The 19336-nt window shown below is 55.7% G+C and carries 18 protein-coding genes and 1 pseudogene; 8 read left to right on the top strand and 11 right to left on the bottom strand.

Translation table 11 applies throughout. The features are described 5' to 3' along the window. Position 1 precedes the first annotated feature (1 nt). From AC2FH8_RS11605 to otnC, 5 genes are read left to right on the top strand one after another with little or no spacing between them, the layout of a single operon-like run. Complete coding sequence (locus AC2FH8_RS11605) at positions 2-1513, top strand: tripartite tricarboxylate transporter permease (RefSeq protein WP_496689823.1); 1512 nt, start codon at positions 2-4, stop codon at positions 1511-1513. After that, a complete protein-coding gene (locus AC2FH8_RS11600) occupies positions 1513-1800 on the top strand; it encodes a putative quinol monooxygenase (RefSeq protein ID WP_496689822.1) in 288 nt (95 codons plus the stop codon). The genes AC2FH8_RS11605 and AC2FH8_RS11600 overlap by 1 nt, the downstream gene beginning before the upstream one ends. Further along, positions 1797-2594, top strand: a complete 798-nt coding sequence (locus AC2FH8_RS11595; RefSeq protein WP_142639560.1) for an N-acyl homoserine lactonase family protein — start codon at positions 1797-1799, stop codon at positions 2592-2594. The genes AC2FH8_RS11600 and AC2FH8_RS11595 overlap by 4 nt, the downstream gene beginning before the upstream one ends. Further along, positions 2591-3868, top strand: a complete 1278-nt coding sequence (otnK, locus tag AC2FH8_RS11590; RefSeq protein WP_271951899.1) for a 3-oxo-tetronate kinase — start codon at positions 2591-2593, stop codon at positions 3866-3868. Before AC2FH8_RS11595 ends, otnK begins: the two co-directional genes overlap by 4 nt. Then, complete coding sequence (gene otnC, locus AC2FH8_RS11585) at positions 3865-4506, top strand: 3-oxo-tetronate 4-phosphate decarboxylase (RefSeq protein ID WP_496689821.1); 642 nt, start codon at positions 3865-3867, stop codon at positions 4504-4506. Before otnK ends, otnC begins: the two co-directional genes overlap by 4 nt. A 435-nt stretch (positions 4507-4941) precedes the next feature. Here otnC and AC2FH8_RS11580 read toward each other — a convergent pair. Together AC2FH8_RS11580 and AC2FH8_RS11575 are read right to left on the bottom strand one after the other, a co-directional pair. Next, positions 4942-5600: pseudogene (locus AC2FH8_RS11580) on the bottom strand (transposase); the annotation flags it as partial. A gap of 215 nt (positions 5601-5815) precedes the next feature. Next, positions 5816-6184, bottom strand: a complete 369-nt coding sequence (locus tag AC2FH8_RS11575) for a hypothetical protein (RefSeq protein WP_496689820.1) — start codon at positions 6182-6184, stop codon at positions 5816-5818. Between the two features lie 621 nt (positions 6185-6805). On the opposite strand from AC2FH8_RS11575, the gene AC2FH8_RS11570 reads away from it, so the two are divergent. Together AC2FH8_RS11570 and AC2FH8_RS11565 are read left to right on the top strand one after the other, a co-directional pair. Then, entirely contained in the window at positions 6806-7402 is a 597-nt protein-coding gene (locus AC2FH8_RS11570) for a TetR/AcrR family transcriptional regulator (RefSeq protein ID WP_496689819.1), read from the top strand. A 122-nt stretch (positions 7403-7524) separates the two neighbouring features. Further along, positions 7525-8631, top strand: a complete 1107-nt coding sequence (locus tag AC2FH8_RS11565; RefSeq protein ID WP_496689818.1) for an alkene reductase — start codon at positions 7525-7527, stop codon at positions 8629-8631. Between the two features lie 471 nt (positions 8632-9102). Here AC2FH8_RS11565 and AC2FH8_RS11560 read toward each other — a convergent pair whose 3' ends face one another. The 7 genes from AC2FH8_RS11560 to AC2FH8_RS11530 form a co-directional block, all read right to left on the bottom strand. Next, a complete protein-coding gene (locus AC2FH8_RS11560; RefSeq protein WP_282027849.1) occupies positions 9103-10614 on the bottom strand; it encodes a mannitol dehydrogenase family protein in 1512 nt (503 codons plus the stop codon). Beyond that, on the bottom strand, positions 10614-11387 hold the full coding sequence (locus tag AC2FH8_RS11555; protein ID WP_282027850.1) for an L-iditol 2-dehydrogenase: 774 nt from the start codon (positions 11385-11387) through the stop codon (positions 10614-10616). Before AC2FH8_RS11555 ends, AC2FH8_RS11560 begins: the two co-directional genes overlap by 1 nt. Then, the gene (locus AC2FH8_RS11550) at positions 11384-12388 is read right to left on the bottom strand and encodes an ABC transporter ATP-binding protein (RefSeq protein ID WP_281973690.1); all 1005 of its coding nucleotides are present in this window, start codon (positions 12386-12388) and stop codon (positions 11384-11386) included. The genes AC2FH8_RS11555 and AC2FH8_RS11550 overlap by 4 nt, the downstream gene beginning before the upstream one ends. A gap of 12 nt (positions 12389-12400) precedes the next feature. Next, positions 12401-13231: a carbohydrate ABC transporter permease gene (locus AC2FH8_RS11545; RefSeq protein ID WP_142639541.1), complete on the bottom strand. Its 831-nt coding sequence runs from the start codon at positions 13229-13231 to the stop codon at positions 12401-12403. 12 nt (positions 13232-13243) lie between these two features. Beyond that, positions 13244-14110: a carbohydrate ABC transporter permease gene (locus AC2FH8_RS11540; RefSeq protein WP_142639539.1), complete on the bottom strand. Its 867-nt coding sequence runs from the start codon at positions 14108-14110 to the stop codon at positions 13244-13246. A 107-nt stretch (positions 14111-14217) separates the two neighbouring features. Next, the gene (locus AC2FH8_RS11535) at positions 14218-15519 is read right to left on the bottom strand and encodes an ABC transporter substrate-binding protein (protein ID WP_142639538.1); all 1302 of its coding nucleotides are present in this window, start codon (positions 15517-15519) and stop codon (positions 14218-14220) included. Between the two features lie 95 nt (positions 15520-15614). Then, positions 15615-16640: a LacI family DNA-binding transcriptional regulator gene (locus tag AC2FH8_RS11530; RefSeq protein ID WP_496689817.1), complete on the bottom strand. Its 1026-nt coding sequence runs from the start codon at positions 16638-16640 to the stop codon at positions 15615-15617. Positions 16641-16753: 113 nt separating this feature from the next. Between AC2FH8_RS11530 and xylB the strand changes: the two genes are divergently transcribed. Continuing rightward, positions 16754-18190, top strand: a complete 1437-nt coding sequence (gene xylB, locus AC2FH8_RS11525) for a xylulokinase (protein WP_496689816.1) — start codon at positions 16754-16756, stop codon at positions 18188-18190. An 8-nt stretch (positions 18191-18198) separates the two neighbouring features. On the opposite strand, the gene AC2FH8_RS11520 is transcribed toward xylB, so the two are convergent. Both AC2FH8_RS11520 and AC2FH8_RS11515 read right to left on the bottom strand, forming a co-directional pair. Next, positions 18199-18717 carry a GNAT family N-acetyltransferase gene (locus AC2FH8_RS11520; RefSeq protein WP_281973692.1) on the bottom strand — a complete coding sequence of 173 codons (519 nt, stop codon included), beginning with the start codon at positions 18715-18717 and terminating at the stop codon, positions 18199-18201. Further along, entirely contained in the window at positions 18714-19268 is a 555-nt protein-coding gene (locus AC2FH8_RS11515) for a helix-turn-helix domain-containing protein (RefSeq protein ID WP_271951877.1), read from the bottom strand. Before AC2FH8_RS11515 ends, AC2FH8_RS11520 begins: the two co-directional genes overlap by 4 nt. Positions 19269-19336: the final 68 nt, after the last annotated feature.

The raw sequence follows: 19336 nt of genomic DNA, 5'->3' as shown, positions 1-19336 counted from the left end.
GATGGACTTTATCCTTTCGCAACTGGCTGGATTTGGGACCGCATTCGTGGGCCTGGCAGTAGACCCGCTGACCTATCTGTATTTGATTGCATCCGTGTTCCTGGGTATAACGTTTGGCGCATTGCCCGGCCTGACCGCAACGCTGGCAGTGACGATCCTGACGGGTTTCTTCGGCAACAAGATCCCATTGGACTATTCGCTGATCGCTTTGCTCGGGGCCTATGTCGGCGCGATTTACGGTGGCTCTTATCCGTCAATCCTGCTGAACATTCCGGGCACGGCGGCCAGTGCGGCGACGGCCATGGATGGATACCCTCTGGCTAAAGCGGGTCGAGGGGGCGAAGCACTAGGGCTGACCACAACGGCCAGTTTCATTGGTACAGTTATCGGGACCATCACGCTTTTGATCTTTGTCTGGGCGTTGCTTTTGGTTTCAAAAAACATCGCAAGCCCGGAGAAAGCACTGCTGGCCCTGTTCGGCATTCTGCTTTCTGGCACTTTGATGAGCGAAGACCTGGTGATCAAGGGATGGATCGCCGGTCTGATCGGCCTTGCGATGTCCATGGTGGGGCTTGACCCTCTGTTGTCTGAACCGCGCTATACCTTCGGCTGGTCTTACTTGATGAGCGGGTTTCAGGTCGTGCCGGTTTTGATGGGGGCATTTGCCATTCCCCAAATCATCGACGGTTTAAGGCACGTTGAGGCCGGGAAAGCTCTGGCCCTGAAAGGTCGCATCCTTCCGAATCTACGCTCCATCCGACGCTACCTGCCCACCATTGGCCGGTCAGGGGTGATCGGGACAGGGGTAGGAGCACTTCCCGGCGTCGGCGAAGATGTCGCCGGTTGGGTCAGCTACGGTGTCGGTAAGACCGTATCTGCTGAGGGCGATAAGTTTGGAAAAGGGTCATTGGAAGGTCTGCTGTGCTCTGAAACGGCAAACAACGCCTGCATTGGGGGCGCACTAATCCCGCTTTTGGTGTTGGGCATTCCCGGTTCACCACCCGCCGCGGCTTTGATGGGGGCTTTCAAGATCAACAACGTGATCCCAGGTCCGACGATAGACCCCGAGATCATTCTGCGCGTGGTTGCAATACTTGTGTTGGCCTCCCTGACAATGTTCCTGATGGGCTTGTTCACTGCTCGGGTTTTCATCAGAATACTCGCCATCCCGCAGACTATCTTCTTGCCGGTTGTGATGGTTCTAACAACAATTGGGTCTTTCAGCGTCGGTGGTGGCATCAATGATCTTTACCTGATGCTTGGCGTCGGCGCCGTTGCCTATTTCATGAACCTGATGAAATACCCAATCGCGCCATTGGTTATCGGGGTTATTCTGGGCAGCCTGTTTGACGAAACCTTCCGCCGGTCGCTGTTCTTGTCGGACGGGGATCTTTCGGTCTTCTTTTCACGCCCGGGTGCGGCCATTCTGCTGGTGCTCAACATTGGCCTGATCCTCAGCCAACTGCCCGTTGCGAAGCGCGCTTTCTCACGTCTGAAAGGACTTTCCGTCTGATGTTTGTGGTTACTGTCACCTTCACTCTCAAGCCCGGTACGAGAGACATCTTTTTGCCGCTGATGGTCGAAAACGCTTCGACCTCTTTGTGTGAAGAAGCCGGATGCCAGCAGTTTGACGTTTGCCTCGGCGGCAATCCCGATACAGTTTTTCTCTATGAGGTTTATGATGACGGCGCTGCGTTCTCCGCCCACCTGGAAAGCGCGCATTTTCAGGCCTTCGATACGGCAGTGGCTGATATGATCGCTACCAAGGTAGTTCACCAGTACTCCGAGGTCATCCGATGAACGATTGGGAAATCCACGCCGTGAAATACGCGGATCGAAATGCGCGGACGCGAGCAGATAGTTTCATCATCGATGATAATCACAGCGCGCCTCATGCGATGGATTACTTCGTTTGGGTGCTCAAACGCGGCAACAAAGTCATTCTGGTCGATACTGGCTACGACTCCGATGAGGCCGCCGCCCGTGGTCGTCCCATTGCGATGGATCCTCGCGAGGCTCTGCGGCCCCTAGGCATTTCACCGGAAGCGGTAACCGAGGTTATCGTGACCCATCTTCATTATGATCACGCGGGGGGGCTGCATATGTTCCCGAACGCGAAGTTGCATATGCAATCGGCGGAGATGGCCTTCGCCACAGGCCCCTGCATGTGCCACGACCATCTGCGCGCACCTTTCACGGCTAGCCATATTTGCGAGGTCGTAAAGCGTCTCTATTCAGGGAACGTCGTGTTCTACGATGGAGAAGCCGAGATTATAGATGGGGTCACGGTGCACTGCATTGGTGGGCATTCGCGAGGGTTGCAATGCGTTCGCGTAAGGACGGAAGCCGGGTGGATGGTGCTCGCCTCTGATGCCTCGCATTACTATGAGAATTTCATGGCGCGCAAAGCCTTTCCCATTGTCGTCGACCTACAGGACATGATGGATGGTTTCGAGACACTCGAGAGGTTGGCCTCGCATCCTCGACTTATCGTGCCCGGCCATGATCCACTTGTGCGTGAGGTTTTTCCAGTCGGTGCAGCGCCGCATATCTATAGGTTAGACCCAGGGCCGACGAGGGACATCGAACTATGAAAATTGGTGTCATAGCGGATGATTTTACTGGTGCGAGTGATATTGCGAACACCTTGGCGAAGGGCATGGAGCCAGAAGGTGGGATACGAACCGCGCAGTTTCCGGGTGTTCCTAATATCCCGGTCGACGAAGAGATCGAAGCGGGTGTGATCTCACTCAAAAGCCGCACTGCACCGGTTGAAGAAGCCATTGCAGACAGTCTGAGTGCTTTGCGGTGGCTCGCGGATCAAGGATGCCAGCAGTTCATCTTCAAGTATTGTTCGACCTTCGATTCCACGACGGAAGGAAATATCGGCCCAGTTGCGAAAGCGCTTGCCGACGAGCTGGACGCGCAAAAGGTGGTTTTCTGCCCGGCCTTTCCGACAACCGGGCGCACCGTCTATCACGGTCACCTATTTGTGCAAGGTAAGCTGTTGCACGAGTCGGGGATGGAAAATCACCCTCTTACTCCGATGACGGATGCTAACATCAGGCGATGGTTGCAGTATCAGACCCAAGAAGCGGTCGGGTTGGTGTCAATTGACGCCGTGGAGCAAGGATCAGAGGCGATTGCTGATGCTTTGCAGAAGGCCGGCGAACGATTTGTAATTGGCGATGCGATTTCGGATGAAGATTTGTTGGCCTGGGGAGAAGCTCTAAAGGATGCTAAGCTCATTACTGGGGGATCGGGTATAGCACTGGGACTACCAAGAAACTTCCTGAGAGAGACTTCATCCAAAAGTGCTGGCACTGTGTTCACTGGTATCGCAGGGCCTGCCGCGATCCTTGCGGGTTCTTGTTCAGGTGCGACCCGCAGGCAGATTGAAATTCACGCGAAGTCCCATCCGACTTTCGCAATTGATGTTTCGGGTGTTATGTTCGGGGATGTGACCACGCAAACGCTTCTGGATTTCTTTGAAGAGCATTCGGGTCAGGCGCCGCTCGCGTATTCATCGGGGAGCCCGGATGATGTGCGTGCGATCCAAGGTCAGTTTGGTCAGGAAGCCGTAGCGGAAAAGCTGGACAATCTCTTTGAAGATACCGCGCGAGAACTTGTCCAAAAGGGCTACAAGCGGTTGGTTGTAGCTGGAGGTGAGACGTCGGGAGCTGTCGCCCAGGCTGTCTCTGAGGCACTGGGGTCACCGGCTATGTCAATCGGGCCAGAGATTGACCCGGGCGTACCTGTCCTGAGCGTTGGAAAAACTGAACCCATTGCAATGGCTTTGAAATCCGGCAACTTTGGCGCTCCAGATTTCTTCTCGAAGGCACTGAGAATGATGGAGGCAGGCAAATGAGTTCTGAAGAACAGGCACTGCGACGGCAGATGTCCGAGCTGTGCGCCTCGCTGTTTGTGCGTGGCTTTTCCGTTGGCACCGCGGGCAATGTCTCTGCGCGTTTACCGGACGGGATTCTCATGACGCCAACGAATTCGACTTTGGGCAATGTTGACCCCGAGCGAATTGCCAAGATTGATTTGGATGGCAACCACCTGTCCGGTGACAAGCCGACCAAGGAGATCTTTCTGCACCAAGCCTTCTATGAGACGCGACCTGAAGTGGGCGCCGTGGTTCATCTGCACTCGACCTGGGCGACCGCGCTGTCGTGTCTGGAAGACACCGATCCCAATGACTGTATTCCGCCGCTTACACCATACGTGGTCATGCGCGTAGGCACGGTTAAACTGGTTCCATACATTAAGCCGGGTGATCCAAAATCCGGTGATTTGATCCGCGAACTGGGCGGCAAGTATAGTGCTGTTCTGCTGGCCAACCACGGTCCCGTCGTATCAGGAGAGGATCTCTTTTCAGCGGTCTGTGCAGCGGAAGAGTTGGAAGAAACAGCCAAGCTGCTCGTGGCACTGCAGGGTATGCGAACCCGGATGTTGGATGTAGAACAAGTCGCAGAACTCAAAGAGGCTTTCGGAAGGATGTAGTTGGACACAGATAGGGAGAGTGTGCAAACTTTTGGGTAAATCGTGCAAAATTATGCGCAAATACCACGCAAAGTTATGGGCAAGAACATCTGAATTTAATGATTGAAATCAATAGCAGAAGCGCAGCGTTATGCGCGTCCCTACAATTTTTTTTGTGCGCCCATAGCTTTGCAACTCGCCCAAAACCTTGGGCGCATTAACCTACAACTTTTTTGGTTTGAGGTTCGATATCTTCGGGTCTCATTCTTGGCTGGTTTCGCAGCATAGTCGTAGTACCGGGGAAGATTTTCGGATAGCCGCTACTAGCCCGAAGCGGACATCCAAAACTAGTCTTTGCAGTTTCCGAGATGCAGACTTTTCTGCCGTTCGTGGCAATCTGCCGAACTGGTGTTTCCGGCCCTTACCGGACATTCACCCTTCTATCGGAATGGTGCAGCGCGGCCCGTCGAAGCGAACAGCCAACTCACGCGGGGAAAGCTCACTTTCCTTCAGGGCCAGATCCCTGATCTTCTCGCGCACTGGCGTGGGAATGCGGTTCCAGACCCGTGACGGCCGGGGGCAGCGGTCTTCAAGCGCCTCAGGACCACCGGAAAGATATTGGTCGTACCAGCGTTAGAATGTAGTCATCGGGATACCCAGCTTTTCCAAAGTGCGTTTGGTCGGCAGATGGGATTGTTCGACCAGCTGGATGATCTCCAGCTTCTCAGATGCGGGGTATCTCATTCGTCGTCGTCCCCATCCGCGATCATGCTTTTTTTGAGAAGCCGCAGCTCAAGGGCCTGTTCAACAACAACCTCCTTCAGATCGCGCGCCTCACGGCGCAGATCCTTGACCTCGGTTGATGTCGCAGCACGTGCCGTGTCGCCAGCCAAACGTTTCTTTCCGGCTTCCGGGAACTCCTTGGACCAGCTGAAATACAGGCTCTGAGCAATGCCTTCGCGACGACATAGCTCTGCAATACTGTCCTCGCCCTTCAGGCCATCCAGAACGACCCTGAACTTCTCTTCGGCAGAATACTGTTTGTGCGTCGCGCGGCGGATGTCTTTAACAACCTTCTCGCCGTGGCTCTGCTTGGTTCCGGGTTTCTTTCCCATCTCCACTCCTTGGCGGTTACGATGAGCCAGAAACCCTCTCTTATCAAATCAACCTAAACTGTCCCATTGGCGCTGACGTCAGACACTAAGTTAAGTACGCTAAAGAGTGCTGCGTTGAGTGCCCTGATCTTGCTTTTCTTGCCGGTGGCAGAAAAAGCAGGGGAGTCACGAATTTGCCAGATGTTGTACGACGTATGAGTGACCAAAAGCTAAAACTAAGCTGCCATCAGACAACCAGCTTCGCCTGCGATATCGACTATGCAGTCATCGCCGGTCTGAATGCGAATTGCCGGGCTTTCCCCTCCGAGTTCCAATTTGGGTGAGGTTAACCAGAACGCGCATTGCCACGGCGTCATTTCACGTGGCAGGGCTTTCAACACTTTTTCCATCAAAGGAAGCGGGGTTCCATCCTCAGCAAACTGGAAACATGGATAGGCGTTGGCCCCTTTGTAAGGCAAAGAAAGTACCTTCCCGGTTCTTGTCCAGATATCGGCTATCCGCGTGATTTGCCAGGAGCCATTTTGCCATTGTGCGTGCACTCCGGCATCGTCCAACAACGGATACTCAAGCGCAAAATCATCCATCCGGATGTCATTGACTGCGCTACAATGTCCCTCGAAACTATGCAAATACATCTACTTACTCACCGAACTCACTAACAACTCATGAAACGATACTGACAAGAAATCGTTCTAGCCAAAGTTAAGAAGTTCACATTGGGCGAATTAAACTTCAGCTAACCTCGCTATTTTAACCTAGCGCGCTGAAATTATTGTTGGTTTGCTTACAACGGCCCGCCGTACTGATGCTCATAAAACCAGTTCTGAATTCGTGGCTTTGTTACTCATTGGGGTAGTAATCCTCACAATTTGAGGGCATTGGCCATGGATCTACCGAACCAATCTCTGGTTTGTGAGTGATCAACATCTACGTATTGGACAAAGCCGCCAGTCACTCTGTCAAGTGTTGGAAACGAGTACCGAGCGTGGCCTCTCTTTTCTACGAACACGATCCTCTTCATCTGACACTCCCGCAAGAAGACTAACAGTCCTGATCCTAAGATTAGCGTGACACAAAGCGCGCCGGGGAGGTTTTGCATTTCCACGGACCTAAATTGCTTTCTCTGGTCACAATACGGACTGACCATTCCAAAAATTCCCTACCGCCACCTTGAATTTCTGGGCCAACCATTCCACATCTTGCTCATGAGCAAAGAAACTCTCGCAGTTGGCGACATCAAATCACCCGCAGGCCCGGGTAGGCCTCGCGCCTTTGACGAAGCTGAGGCTTTGGAAAAAGCCTTGTGCGTTTTTTGGCACAAGGGCTACGAGACCGCATCTGTGGATGATCTGACCAAGGCCATGGGTTTGAGCCGGTCCAGCTTCTATGGAACGTTCGTCAACAAGCAGACTTTGTTTCACAAAGCCCTCAGGCACTATTCAAGGCGTGGTTTGAAAAATCTGCGTGACGTTGCAGATGCGGGCGGAAATGACCCCGTTGGTGCGATTATGGAAGCTTTGGCGAACCCGCAAGGCGGTCGTGACGGCTGCATGCTGATCAATTGCCTTACGGAACTTGCCCCGCATGACAATGAAGTGGCGGCTCTCGGGCGACAGCATTTGGAGAGTATTGACGAGATTATTGCAAGAGCGCTTGAGCCTTCGGATCCGGGACAGGTACTCAACAAGGCACGCGCCTTTGCCTCCCTTGCAATCGGCACACTAGCCTTGCGCAAAGCGGGTGTTCCCGCGGATCAGATATCACAAACCCTGAAACAAGCCCGGTTGGTGATTTCGCCATAAGGCCTCCCCTAAAAATAAGGGTATGAAACGTAACACAAACTCAAACAAGAGACAGTGACCCTAATATTGGACTAATTGGTCCAATAATATCTGAACGAAGTTTACCAAAGAAGGAAGCAGCAATGGCTGATGAAAAACTGTTCTCCGGCATCAAAGCTGGTGCAATCGAGCTGAAAAACCGCGTTGTCATGGCGCCACTGACCCGCAACCGGGCAAGAGCCGAAGATGACAGCGTCCATGAATTGCAGACCAAGTACTACGTGCAACGGGCGGGTGCTGGATTGATCATCACGGAAGCTTCGCAAATCTCGCCCCAAGGCAAAGGCTATGCCTGGACACCTGGCATTTATTCCGAAACGCAGATCGACGGCTGGAGAAAAGTGACTGAGGCCGTCCATGCTGAGGGTGGCAAGATTGTGATCCAGCTTTGGCATGTGGGCCGGATTTCGCATACAAGCTTACAGCCGGATGGCGGTGCCCCTGTTGCGCCATCTGCGATCGGCGCTAAGGCCAAGACCTTTGATGGTGAGCAGTTCGTCGAAACATCCGAGCCGCGGGCTCTGGCCGTCGAAGAAATTGCTGGCATTGTTGCTGACTACCGGAGGGCCGCGGAAAACGCCAAGGAGGCCGGTTTCGACGGTGTCGAGGTCCATGCAGCCAACGGATACCTTATCGATCAGTTCCTGCGGGACGAATCCAACAAGCGTGAAGACGAATACGGCGGTCCTGTCGAGAACAGAGCACGGTTTCTGAAAGAGGTCATGGACGCAGTTGTTGACGTGTGGGGCGCCGACCGTGTTGGTGTCCGCCTAAGCCCGTTCTCGGACGCCAACAACATCTCCGACAGCGACCCGCAGGCGACATTCACTCATGCGGTCAAATTGCTGAATGGGTATGGGCTGGCCTATCTCCATCTTGTGGAGGGGCAGACCGGCGGCCCCCGCGAAATTCCGGAAGGTGGCGATCTGAAGGCGCTCTATGAGTTGTTTGACGGTGCGAAAATGGGCAACAACGCTTATGACCGGGAAATGGCGGTTGAAGCTGTTGAAACCGGAGCCGTCGATCTGGTGGCCTTTGGCCGGCCGTTTATTTCCAACCCTGATCTCGTCAACCGGTTGGAGAAAGGCGCCGCTCTGAATGAGCTCGATCCAACCACGCTCTACGGCGGCAATGAAAAAGGGTACACCGACTACCCGGCACTGGAAGAGGAAGCTGTTGCAGCAGAGTGATACATCGCTCTTAACTCCGTAGTGACAAGCAATACCAAGCAAAGTGAGCGCGTCGGTTTGGGCGCGCTCACTTGGCAATTACGGAAATATCCATTCTCGAAGCGAGGATCTATCACAAGCCCTCGAAAGAACTGCTTCCCTATGATCAGGGTCGAATATTTCCAATAAGAATTTACTCTTGATTGAGAAACGCCCGGCTTTAGTTGAAGAAGATGTTTGGTGACTACCATCAATTGAGCGCGTTTCTCGAACCGCGCAATGTTATGGGCAAATCGTGCAAATTCATGCGCAAAAGTCTTCAATTTTTGTGAGTAAAATCGATGGCGGCGATGCAGCGTTATGAGAGCACCTACAGTTTTTATGGGTGCGCGCCAATTTGCAGTGTCAGAACCCCTGCGCCGCGTTTGCACGTGATACGTCACGGAACTGCGCGGTCTTGGCCCGCGACTGATCTCCATGTGTTTTGACCGGTTACTCTGACGTGGACGTCTGCGCGACGTAGTCTGCTATCGCAGCGCGGCTGCCATGTCTCCAGATCTTGGTCAGCCAAAAAGAAAAGTCCTGACCAAAGCGGGTATCACGGCCAATCTCGCCGTAATATTGATCCTGCTCGATCCACAGTTTCGGATCATCTCTGGACGCCAGCGCGATGTGCTGAAGAGTGTCCCAATGGGGGTCGTTTGGCGCAATTTCAGACCCATCCTCGCGCCTGCCTGCACACATCCGGCACCAGAATGCCTCGGCCAGGGCCAGCCCGCTGGGGGCAGGGTCCGAGGCAACTGCGTCACGCAGCGAAGGCAGCAAGAACCCGGGATGCCGTGAGGATCCGTCAAACGCGACGCGGCGCGTGGTGTCATGGATGGCGGTGTTTGCAAATCGCTTTTCGACCAGATCAAGATATTCACTTGGTTTAGCGCCGGGGACAGCAGCGACATGCGGGAGGATTTCTTCTGCCTGAATTTTAGCGAAAAACGCCAGGATATCAGAGTCCTGCATGCATCGTGAAATCGTCGGGACGTTCAGGATTTCTCCGACATTCGCAAGCAGCTGATGACCGCCGTTCAAAATACGCAGTTTCATCGTCTCATAGCTATGAACATCGTGGGTCAGTGTGACACCGACTTGTTCGAGCGGCGGACGCCCTGCGCAAAAATTGTCCTCGATCACCCATTGGCGAAAGTTTTCATGTGAGACAGGGACGCGGTCATCGATTCCAAGTCCGTGGCATTGCGAAACAACCTGCTCTGTCGTAGCAGGCACAATGCAATCCACCATCGAATTGGGAAATGCGCCATATTGGTCGATCCATGTGGCTAGATTCGGGTCAGACATACGCGCCAAACCAACAATGCAGTTTCGCAGGATCACCCCGTTGCCCTGAAGGTTGTCGCAGCTGAGCGTGGTAAAGGGTTTCAAACCCTCCTTCTTGCGCTGTCGAAGAGCTGCAACAATGGCGCCAAACGCGGTTCGCGGCTGGTCTGGATGGGCGGCATCGTATCGAATGTCTTCGTGATCGGCGTTGAACGCGCCGGTATTGGCGTCCAGAAAATAGCCGCCCTCGGTCACTGTAAGCGACACAATCCGGATGGACGGATCGGCCATCTGCCGGATCAGCGTCGCATTGCCCTCTTCGATTGGCAGGTAGTCGATCAGGGCTCCGACAATTTCGGCGGATATTCCCTTTGGGTCCAGCTCGATCAGTGTTGTCAGACAGTCCTGCGCCAGCAACCTCTCTCGCATTTCGGCATCATAGCTGCGGACACCGGCCCCGATGATCGCCCAGTCCAGTGCTTGGCCCTGTTGCATCAACTGGTGGATATACCAGGCCTGATGCGCGCGGTGAAAATTGCCCAGCCCGATATGGACGATGCCGGGTTTCAGGTCTGTGGGCAGGTAATTCGGTGTCCTGACAGTCGCAGGCATATCTGCAAGGCTGTCGCGCCGCAGCCGCACCGGGGGATTTGCGTTTGCCAGAGGATCCATCAGCTCATCCAGTTCCCGCCGTCGACATTATAGGTTTGCGCGACGATATACTGCGCCTCGTCTGAGGCCAGAAACACGGCCATTCCGGTCAGGTCCTCGGCACGGCCCATCCGTCCGAGCGGCACCGCTGCGGCTACTTCGCGTTTCTTCTGCCCGGGCTCTTTACCCTCATGCTTTGCAAAAAAGGCGTCCACACCATCCCAGTGTTCGCCATCGACAACACCCGGAGCGATGGCATTCACGTTGATGCCGTGTTGGATCAGGTTCAGCCCTGCAGATTGGGTAAGCGAAATGATAGCGGCTTTGCTTGCGCAATAGACGGCGACCAGAGGCTCGCCCCGTCGTCCGGCTTGCGATGCCATGTTGATGATCCGGCCTTTGGTCCCGTGTTCGATCATGTGGCGCGCGACGGCCTGCATCGTGAACAGGGCGCCTGAGACATTGATGTCGAAAACTCGGTTGTAGTCGGTGCGCTCGATTTCGATGATGGGTGCTGCGGTAAAGATGGCAGCGTTATTGATCAGAATGTCGATGGGACCGAAATGTGAAGCCGTCTTTGCCACCGCGGCATCGATGCTCTGCTGGTTGGTCACATCCATCTCGATAGCCAAAGCGGCCTCACCGATTTCGGCGGCCGCGGCTTGCACGCGCGCGCCGTCAATGTCGGCCAGCGCGACACGGGCCCCTTCGGCAACATAGGCTTTGGCAAAGGCCAGTCCAATGCCACGCGCGGCCCCGGTGATCAGGGCGGTTTTACCGACCAGACGTGTCATTCGATCCGCAGGCCCTTTGCGTCAAACCGATGGATCACATCCGCGCGTGGCGTCAGATAGATACGGTCGCCGTGGTTGAAGCCAACTTCACCCCCCGCTCGTACGGTGATCGTGTCCGCAAGGCCGGTTTCGTGAATGTGGAAGAACGTGTCCGAGCCCAGATGTTCGGAAACCCCAACCACCCCGGACCAGGTGCCGGAACTGTCGGATACCTCCAGATGCTCGGGGCGGACCCCGATCGTATGGGCGTCATGTTTCGCGGCCTCTTCGCCCGCAATGAAGTTCATTTTGGGTGAGCCGATAAAGCCCGCGACAAACAGGTTTCGCGGAGTCTTATACAGCTCGAGCGGGCTGCCCACCTGTTCGATCACACCGGCCTGCAGCACGACGATCTTGTCGGCCATCGTCATCGCCTCGACCTGATCATGGGTCACATAGATCATCGTGGTTGCAAGACGCTTGTGTAGCTCGCTGATTTCAAGCCGCATTCCAACGCGCAAGGCGGCGTCGAGGTTCGAGAGTGGTTCGTCAAACAGAAACGCCGCAGGCTCACGTACGATGGCGCGGCCAATGGCAACGCGCTGGCGTTGACCGCCGGACAGTTGGCCCGGTCGGCGATCCAGGTAATCGGTCAGGTTTAGAACATCAGCAGCGCCTTCTACGCGGCGGTCAATCTCGGCCTGGTCCAGCTTGGCCATGCGTAGCGGGAACGCGATGTTCTTGCGCACCGTCATATGCGGGTACAGCGCGTAGGACTGGAACACCATCGCCAGACCGCGCTTTGCGGGTGGGACATCGGTGGCGTCCGCCCCGTCAATGTCGATACTGCCCGAAGTGATGTCCTCGAGCCCGGCAATCAGCCGCAACAAGGTGGACTTGCCGCAGCCAGAGGGGCCGACGAAGACAGTGAACTCGCCATCTTGAATGGTCAGGTCCAGCGGCGGAATGACTTCAACGTCGCCAAATTTCTTGGTCACGGATTTGAGTTGAATGCGTCCCATGCGGAGTTTTCCTTATTTCACGGCGCCGAAGGTCAGGCCGCGGACAAGTTGTTTCTGGCTGAACCAGCCAAGGATCAGGATTGGTGCTATTGCCATGGTCGATGCCGCGCTGAGTTTGGCAAAGAACAGGCCCTCGGGGCTGGAGTAGCTGGCGATGAAGGCCGTCAGCGGTGCCGCGTCAACTGCGGTCAGGTTGAGGGTCCAGAACGCCTCGTTCCAGGCGAGGATAAAGTTCAACAGGATGGTCGAGGCGATACCGGGCACCGCCATCGGCGTCAGCACGTAAAGGATTTCTTCCTTCAGCGTTGCCCCGTCCATGCGGGCGGCTTCCAGGATCTCGCCGGGGATTTCGCGGAAATAGGTGTAGAGCATCCATACAATGATCGGCAGGTTGATCAGCATCAGAACCACAACCAGACCTGCGCGACTGTCCAAAAGCCCAAGCCGGATGAACAGCAGGTAGATCGGGTATAGAACACCGACCGCAGGCAGCATCTTGGTGGACAGCATCCACAGCAGGATGTCCTTGGTGCGTTTTGATGGCACAAAGGCCATCGCCCAGGCGGCGGGCACCGCGATGATCACGCCCAATATGGTCGAACCACCCGCGATGATCACCGAATTCCACAGGAACCGCATATAGTCTGAGCGTTCCTGAACGATGGCATAGTTTTCCAGCGTCCAGTCAAAGTTCAGAAACAGCGGCGGGCTGGCGATGGCCTGTGCTTCGGTCTTGAAGCTGGTCAGGATGGTCCAGAGGATCGGGAAAAAGATCAGCAGACCAACGGCCCATGCCAGGGCGGTGTTAAGCGACTTGCGACGGGGTGTAACTGAGCGGCTCATATCGTTACCTCCTCACGCGTCCAGGTTCTTGCCGACGATGCGCATCAGGAAGATCGCAACGATATTGGCAAGGATGATTGCATAGACACCTCCGGCTGATCCAAGGCCGACGTTCTGGCCCTCTAGCACGCGCTGGAAGATCAGGTAGGTGAGTGTACGGGTGCCGAAGGCGCCGCCGGTGGTCACGAAGATTTCGGCGAAGATCGACAACAGGAAAATCGTCTGGATCAGGATCACAATGGTGATCGCGCGGCTTAGATGCGGCAGGATGATATGGTAAAAGCGCTTGAGCGGTGGCGCGCCGTCCATTTCTGCGGCCTCCAACTGTTCACTGTCCAGCGACTGGATCGCGGTCAGCAGGATCAGCGTCGCAAACGGCAGCCATTGCCACGATACGATCATGATGATTGACGTCATCGACGCCTCGGATAGCCAGGAAACTGGCTCAGCCCCGAAAAAGCGCCACAGATGAGCCAGCAACCCGTTGACCGGGTCCATGAACATGTTCTTCCAGACCAATGCGGAAACGGTCGGCATCACAAAGAACGGTGCGATCACTAGGATGCGGACAACGCCTTGGCCCCACATCGGCTGATCCAGCAGCATTGCCAGAAGGATGCCCAGAACAACCGTGATGGCAAGCACGCCGCCGACGATCATCAGCGTGGCCTGAACCGCGGGCCAGAAGGAACTGGAGGAGACGAACCGGACGTAGTTGTCCAAGCCGACCCATCCCAGATCACCGCCGCGCAGGGGCAGGTATTTCTTGAAGGAAAAATACAGCGTCATCGTCAGAGGCACGAGCATCCAGCCAAGAAGCAGGATCACCGCAGGTGCCATCATCAGGCGTGCAACTGATCGGGAATGTTGAGTAGCCATGACGCAAAACCTCTCTGTTCAGGCATAGCTCAGCCTGCGAGAAAAACGCGAGTTGTGGAAGGGTGAAGCGGGGGACAGACCTCTGTCCACCCGCTGGGAAGGAGGCCTTAGTAGCCTGCGGCTTCCATTTCTTCGGCAGTGAAGGCTTGCGCTTTGGCAAGAGCTTCTTCTACTGTCTGCTGCCCGGCATAAACTGCCGAGAACTCCTGGCTCACCTGCGTGGCAATACCTGCGAATTCCGGGATCGCTGCAAACTGGATACCAACGTAAGGCACTGGCTTTACAGTCGGATTGTTCGGATCAGCCGACAGGATCGAGTCCAACGTCATCTTGGCGAACGGAACCGCCTGATAGTCCGGATTTTCGTACAGCGACGTACGTGCACCCGGAGGCACGTTGGCCCAACCTTCGTTCTCGGCTACGAGTTCGATGTAGTCTTTGGATGTTGCCCACTCGATGAACTGTTTGGCCGAGTCTGCCTGTTCCGTACCAGCCGGAATTGCCAGAGCCCACGCCCACAACCAATTCGAGCGCTTGCCAAGCCCCGTGTCGGGTGCAAGTGCAAAGCTGACGCTATCCGCGACTGTCGAGTCTGTCGGGTTGGTCACGAAAGAAGCCGCGACCGTTGCGTCGATCCACATGCCGCATTTGCCCTGCTGGAACAACGACAGGTTTTCGTTAAATCCGTTAGTGGCGTAACCTGCGGGGCCGGACTCGTTCATCATACCTACGTAGAAGTTCAACGTGTCAGCCCATTCAGGCTGATCGAACTGCGGCTTCCAATCTTCATCAAACCAGCGCGCACCAAAGGAATTGGACATCGCTGTGATGAAAGCACCGCCTTCGCCCCAACCGGCCTTGCCGCGCAGGCAGATACCGTTGATATCAGCGTCGCGATCGGTCATCGCAGCAGCCGCTTCGCGGATGAACTCCCAAGTAGGAGCATCCGGCATTTCCATACCGGCTTTTTCCATCAGGTCAGTGCGATACATGATCATCGAGCTTTCGCCGTAGAACGGAGCCGCGTAGAGCGTTCCATCATGGCTAAGGCCGCCTGACATGGCGGGCAGGATGTCACCTACGTCGTATTCATCCGACAGCCCGTCTAGGGGAACCAACCAGCCGTTCGCGCCCCAGATCGGCGTCTCGTACATACCGATGGTCATGATGTCGAATTGGCCACCTTTGGTCGTGATATCCGTTGTCACGCGCTGGCGCAGCACGTTCTCTTCCAACGTAACCCACTCGACATCGATGCCGGTCGCTTCGGTGAATTTATCGGTATAGCCCTGCATCCGGATCATGTCGCCGTTGTTCACGGTCGCTATTGTTAAGGTATCCGCTTGGGCTGCTGCCGTGGCGACGAAAGTCATTGCTGTCGCCGCACGAAGTGCGTTCTTGAGATACATCCCTGTCCTCCCTGAGCTTGGATGTCGTGCAGAGAGGGTAGTTTTAAAATTGTCGCGCCGTCAATAAAAACTTTACGCGCGTTAAAAATATGAGGTCACGCGGAATCCCTTAAAACCAACCTCGCGGGGAAAAGAGTCTCGGTTCGAGTGTCAAATTTCCCCCCGTTTTCAATGAGTTCAAACAAAGTCTCCACACTGCGCCCGGCTACGTTGTCATAATCATGAGCTGCTGTAGTCAGGGATGGGCATGTGAATTTTGCAAAGGGATGGTCATCATTTGAGGCCAAGCGCAGCGTAGAATCGTCTTTGCGACCGACCCGAATCCCTTGTTCATAGCAAGCAGCAAGAAAGCCGATGGCCAAACGGTCGTTGCTGCACAAGACCGAGTCCGTCCTCAGCTCGCGATCTGACAGAACTTTCAGCGCCCCCCTGTGACCGATTTCCTCAAATGCCCAACCCTTGCCGTCGACTTTGATGATATGAGGATCGAACCCAAGGCGCTCCATCACTTCGATATAGGCCTTCCGTCGCTTGTTGGCGTTTGGGTTGGCGGGGGTGCGCATTTCGAAGAATGAAGGCGGTTCGCCGGTGCGGGTCATGTATTCGACTGTCTGCGAGACGAAACTGAAATTGTCCGATCCAATAAAGGCTGCACCCAAACCTTCAAGATTACTGTCAAACAGGACTGTCGGCACATTGGCGCAAAACTTTTCGATCGCTGACCGATCCGACGTGCGCCCCAAAGGTGCCAGCAGGACCCCGGCAGGCTTCATGGATTTAAGGCCGTCAAGAATTTCGATTTCCAGCTTGGGATCACCATGCGAGCTGAACAGCGACGGGCGATACCCCGCAGCAATACAGCTTTGTTCCAGATAGCGCGCGATTTCGGCAAAGAACGGATCGGCAAGATAGGGAACCACGATGCCGATATTCTTGGTCAGTTTCCGGTTTTGGTTCACCGCATAGATGTTGGGGCGATAGTCGAACCGCTCAAGCGCCTCTTCGATACGGAGCCGTGTTGTGGGTCGAACACTGTCTGGGTCCTGGAAATATTTCGATACTGTGGGCCGAGAGATGCCGCTGAGGGCCGCAAACTCTTCCATGTTCCTGATCTTCGTCATGCCAGTCTGTTCGTCCGCCTTGATCTTATCATAGTTTTACATATTCTTTGCGCGCGCAAAAAAATCAATAGCCTGGCCGGTGATATCGGAATTATGCAAGGCAAGGGGTGTGAATGTATCTTGGGATCGACATCGGAACGTCAGCGGTCAAACTTGTCTGCGCGGATGCCGGCCGAATTCTTGCGACCTCGTCAGTCGGCATCGGGACGTCGTCGCCACAGCCCGGCTGGTCCGAGCAGAACCCGGAGATTTGGTGGCAGGCGACGCGCGATGCGTTGGGCCTGCTTGCTGGCGAAATCTCCCTGTCGGATGTGAAAGCAGTCGGATTGTCGGGGCAGATGCACGGGGCCGTGCTGTTGGACCGCGACCAATGCCCCATCCGTCCGGCAATTCTGTGGAATGACAGCCGCGCGGTCCGCGAATGCGACGACATTCGCGCGGCACAGCCACAGGTTGGTCACATCGCAGGCGTCCTGCCTTTGCCCGGCTTTACGGCCCCCAAGATTGCCTGGCTGAAACGGCATGAACCGCACAATTATGCCCGACTCTCCCATATCCTGCTGCCCAAGGATTATATCGGCCTGCGTCTGCATGGAGAGCTGGCAACCGATACTTCCGATGCCGCAGGAACAATGTGGCTCGATCAGGCTTCACGCCGCTGGCATACCGGAATGGCGGAAGCCACGGATGTCGCTGTTGACTGGCTGCCGCAGATGTTCGACGGCCACAATGTCGTTGGCACGGTAACAGTTCGGGCTGCAGCTGAGACCGGATTGAACTCCGGCGTGCCTGTCGTGGCCGGGGGAGGGGATGCGGCAACCGGTGCGGTGTCATTGGGCGCAACCGAACCTGGACGTGGGTTTATCTCGTTGGGGACATCCGGTCAGTTGTTTGTTGCGGATCGTAAATACAAGCCCAACCCCGAACGCTATGTCCATGCGTTTGCGCATACATTGCCCGACCGCTGGTATCAAATGGCGGCGATGCTGAACGGGGCAAGGCCCATTTCGTGGATTGGTGATCAGCTGGGGCTGTCTGCTGCAGAGATTGTCGGGCTTGCAGAAACCGTCAGTGGTGATCGCGTGCCCATATTTCTGCCCTACCTGACAGGTGAGCGCAGCCCCCTGGGGGACCCGCATATCCGAGCCTGTTTCTTTGGCCTTGAGGACGCCACAACGCGTGCCGAGATCTGCCGCTCGGTGGTCGAGGCAATTGCCTTTTGTTTTGCTGATGCGGCACAGAGTTTTGGCGACACCATTGGCAGTTTGCCAGAGCTTGCAGCGATTGGCGGGGGCAGTCGATCTGATCTGTTGCTGGGTCTGATTTCAGCCGTAACCGAGAAGCCCATAGTGCGATCAGTGGGGGCGGAATCCGGCCCGGCCTATGGTGCCGCCCGGCTGGCGGCCTGTGCTGACGGTGCGCTGACCATAGCTGATTTGGCCGAGCAACCTGCGACGACGGACAGGTTCGAGCCTGTTGAAATGTATGCGTTATTTGAACGCCTGGGGCGGTTTCGGCGGCTTTATACTGCCGTTAGCACCGTGGACTGATCGCCCTCTCAGCTAAGGTCTTTGAACATGAAGGTTGTTGGTTCCAGCCGATCATTTTCCGGGCTGCGGCAGTAGTTCGGAATCTCTCCGGCAATTTCAAACCCAAGGCTTTGATAGAGGAGGAGCGACGGGTCCGTGCTGCGCGTGTCCAGCACCAAAAGGGACCGCCCCAGTTCGCGTGCCCGCGCCTCAACCGCCGCCATAAGCGCCCGCCCAATGCCCCGCCGTCGCGCGCGGGGATGAACAAGCAGCTTGGATACGTCGGCGCGATGCGCTTGGTTGGGCATCGCGGCAGGCACCAGCTGTGCGGTGCCGACAATCCGTTCGCCATCACGATAGACGAATATCTCGGCCGCGCCGGTCTGGATGTTTGGCCAGACATGGGACTGCCAATAGCGCTGCGCGTCGTCCGACGGAAATGGCTGAATGAACCCGATACTCGCCCCGTCATGCACGCAGGCGTGCAGTATCTCTGTCAGGTCATCCAGAGCGTTGTTCAGGTCATTGGCTGTCAGTCGCGATATCATATCAGCACCATCAAATACCGCGCACCGCGCTCGGCGTGGGTTTCGAAACGTGTCGGGCCAGACAGGTGATAGCGCAGGCAATCCCCGCTGGTCAGATGATGCGCGGTTCCATCCACGGTCAGGGTCAGGCCACCATCCAGCATGATCAGGTGATGCTCCTGCCCGTGTTTTGGCGGCGTGTCATAGGTGATCACAACGCCAGGGGGCAGATGGCCTTCCATGACCTCTCCGCTCAGGCCCGCGGCCGGAGGGGAGACGGACCGGCGGGTAAAGCCGGTTTCGGGGTCGCGCCATTCGGGTTGATTTTCGAAGGGAACGCGCGGGGCGAAACTGTCCTCGACCATCATCAATAGGCGCGACATCGGCAGCCCATAGGCGGCACATAACCGGCCCAGAGTTTCCGCGGTGGGGCTGACATCCCCCTTTTCCATACGCGACAGGGTGGCTCGGCTGACACCGCTGTGTTCCGCCAACTGATCCAGCGACCATCTCCGCGTTTGGCGAAGATGATTCAGGTGGTTTGCAAGGCGGTCGGATAGGGTATCAGGCATAGCTCGTATATGGGAAACATTTCCGTATATGAGATTATTGACCAGAAAACATAACTTCACAATAGAAA

The organism is Ruegeria sp. CDSC025 (genome assembly GCF_059610805.1).
This window is presented reverse-complemented; position numbering and strand designations above follow the sequence as displayed.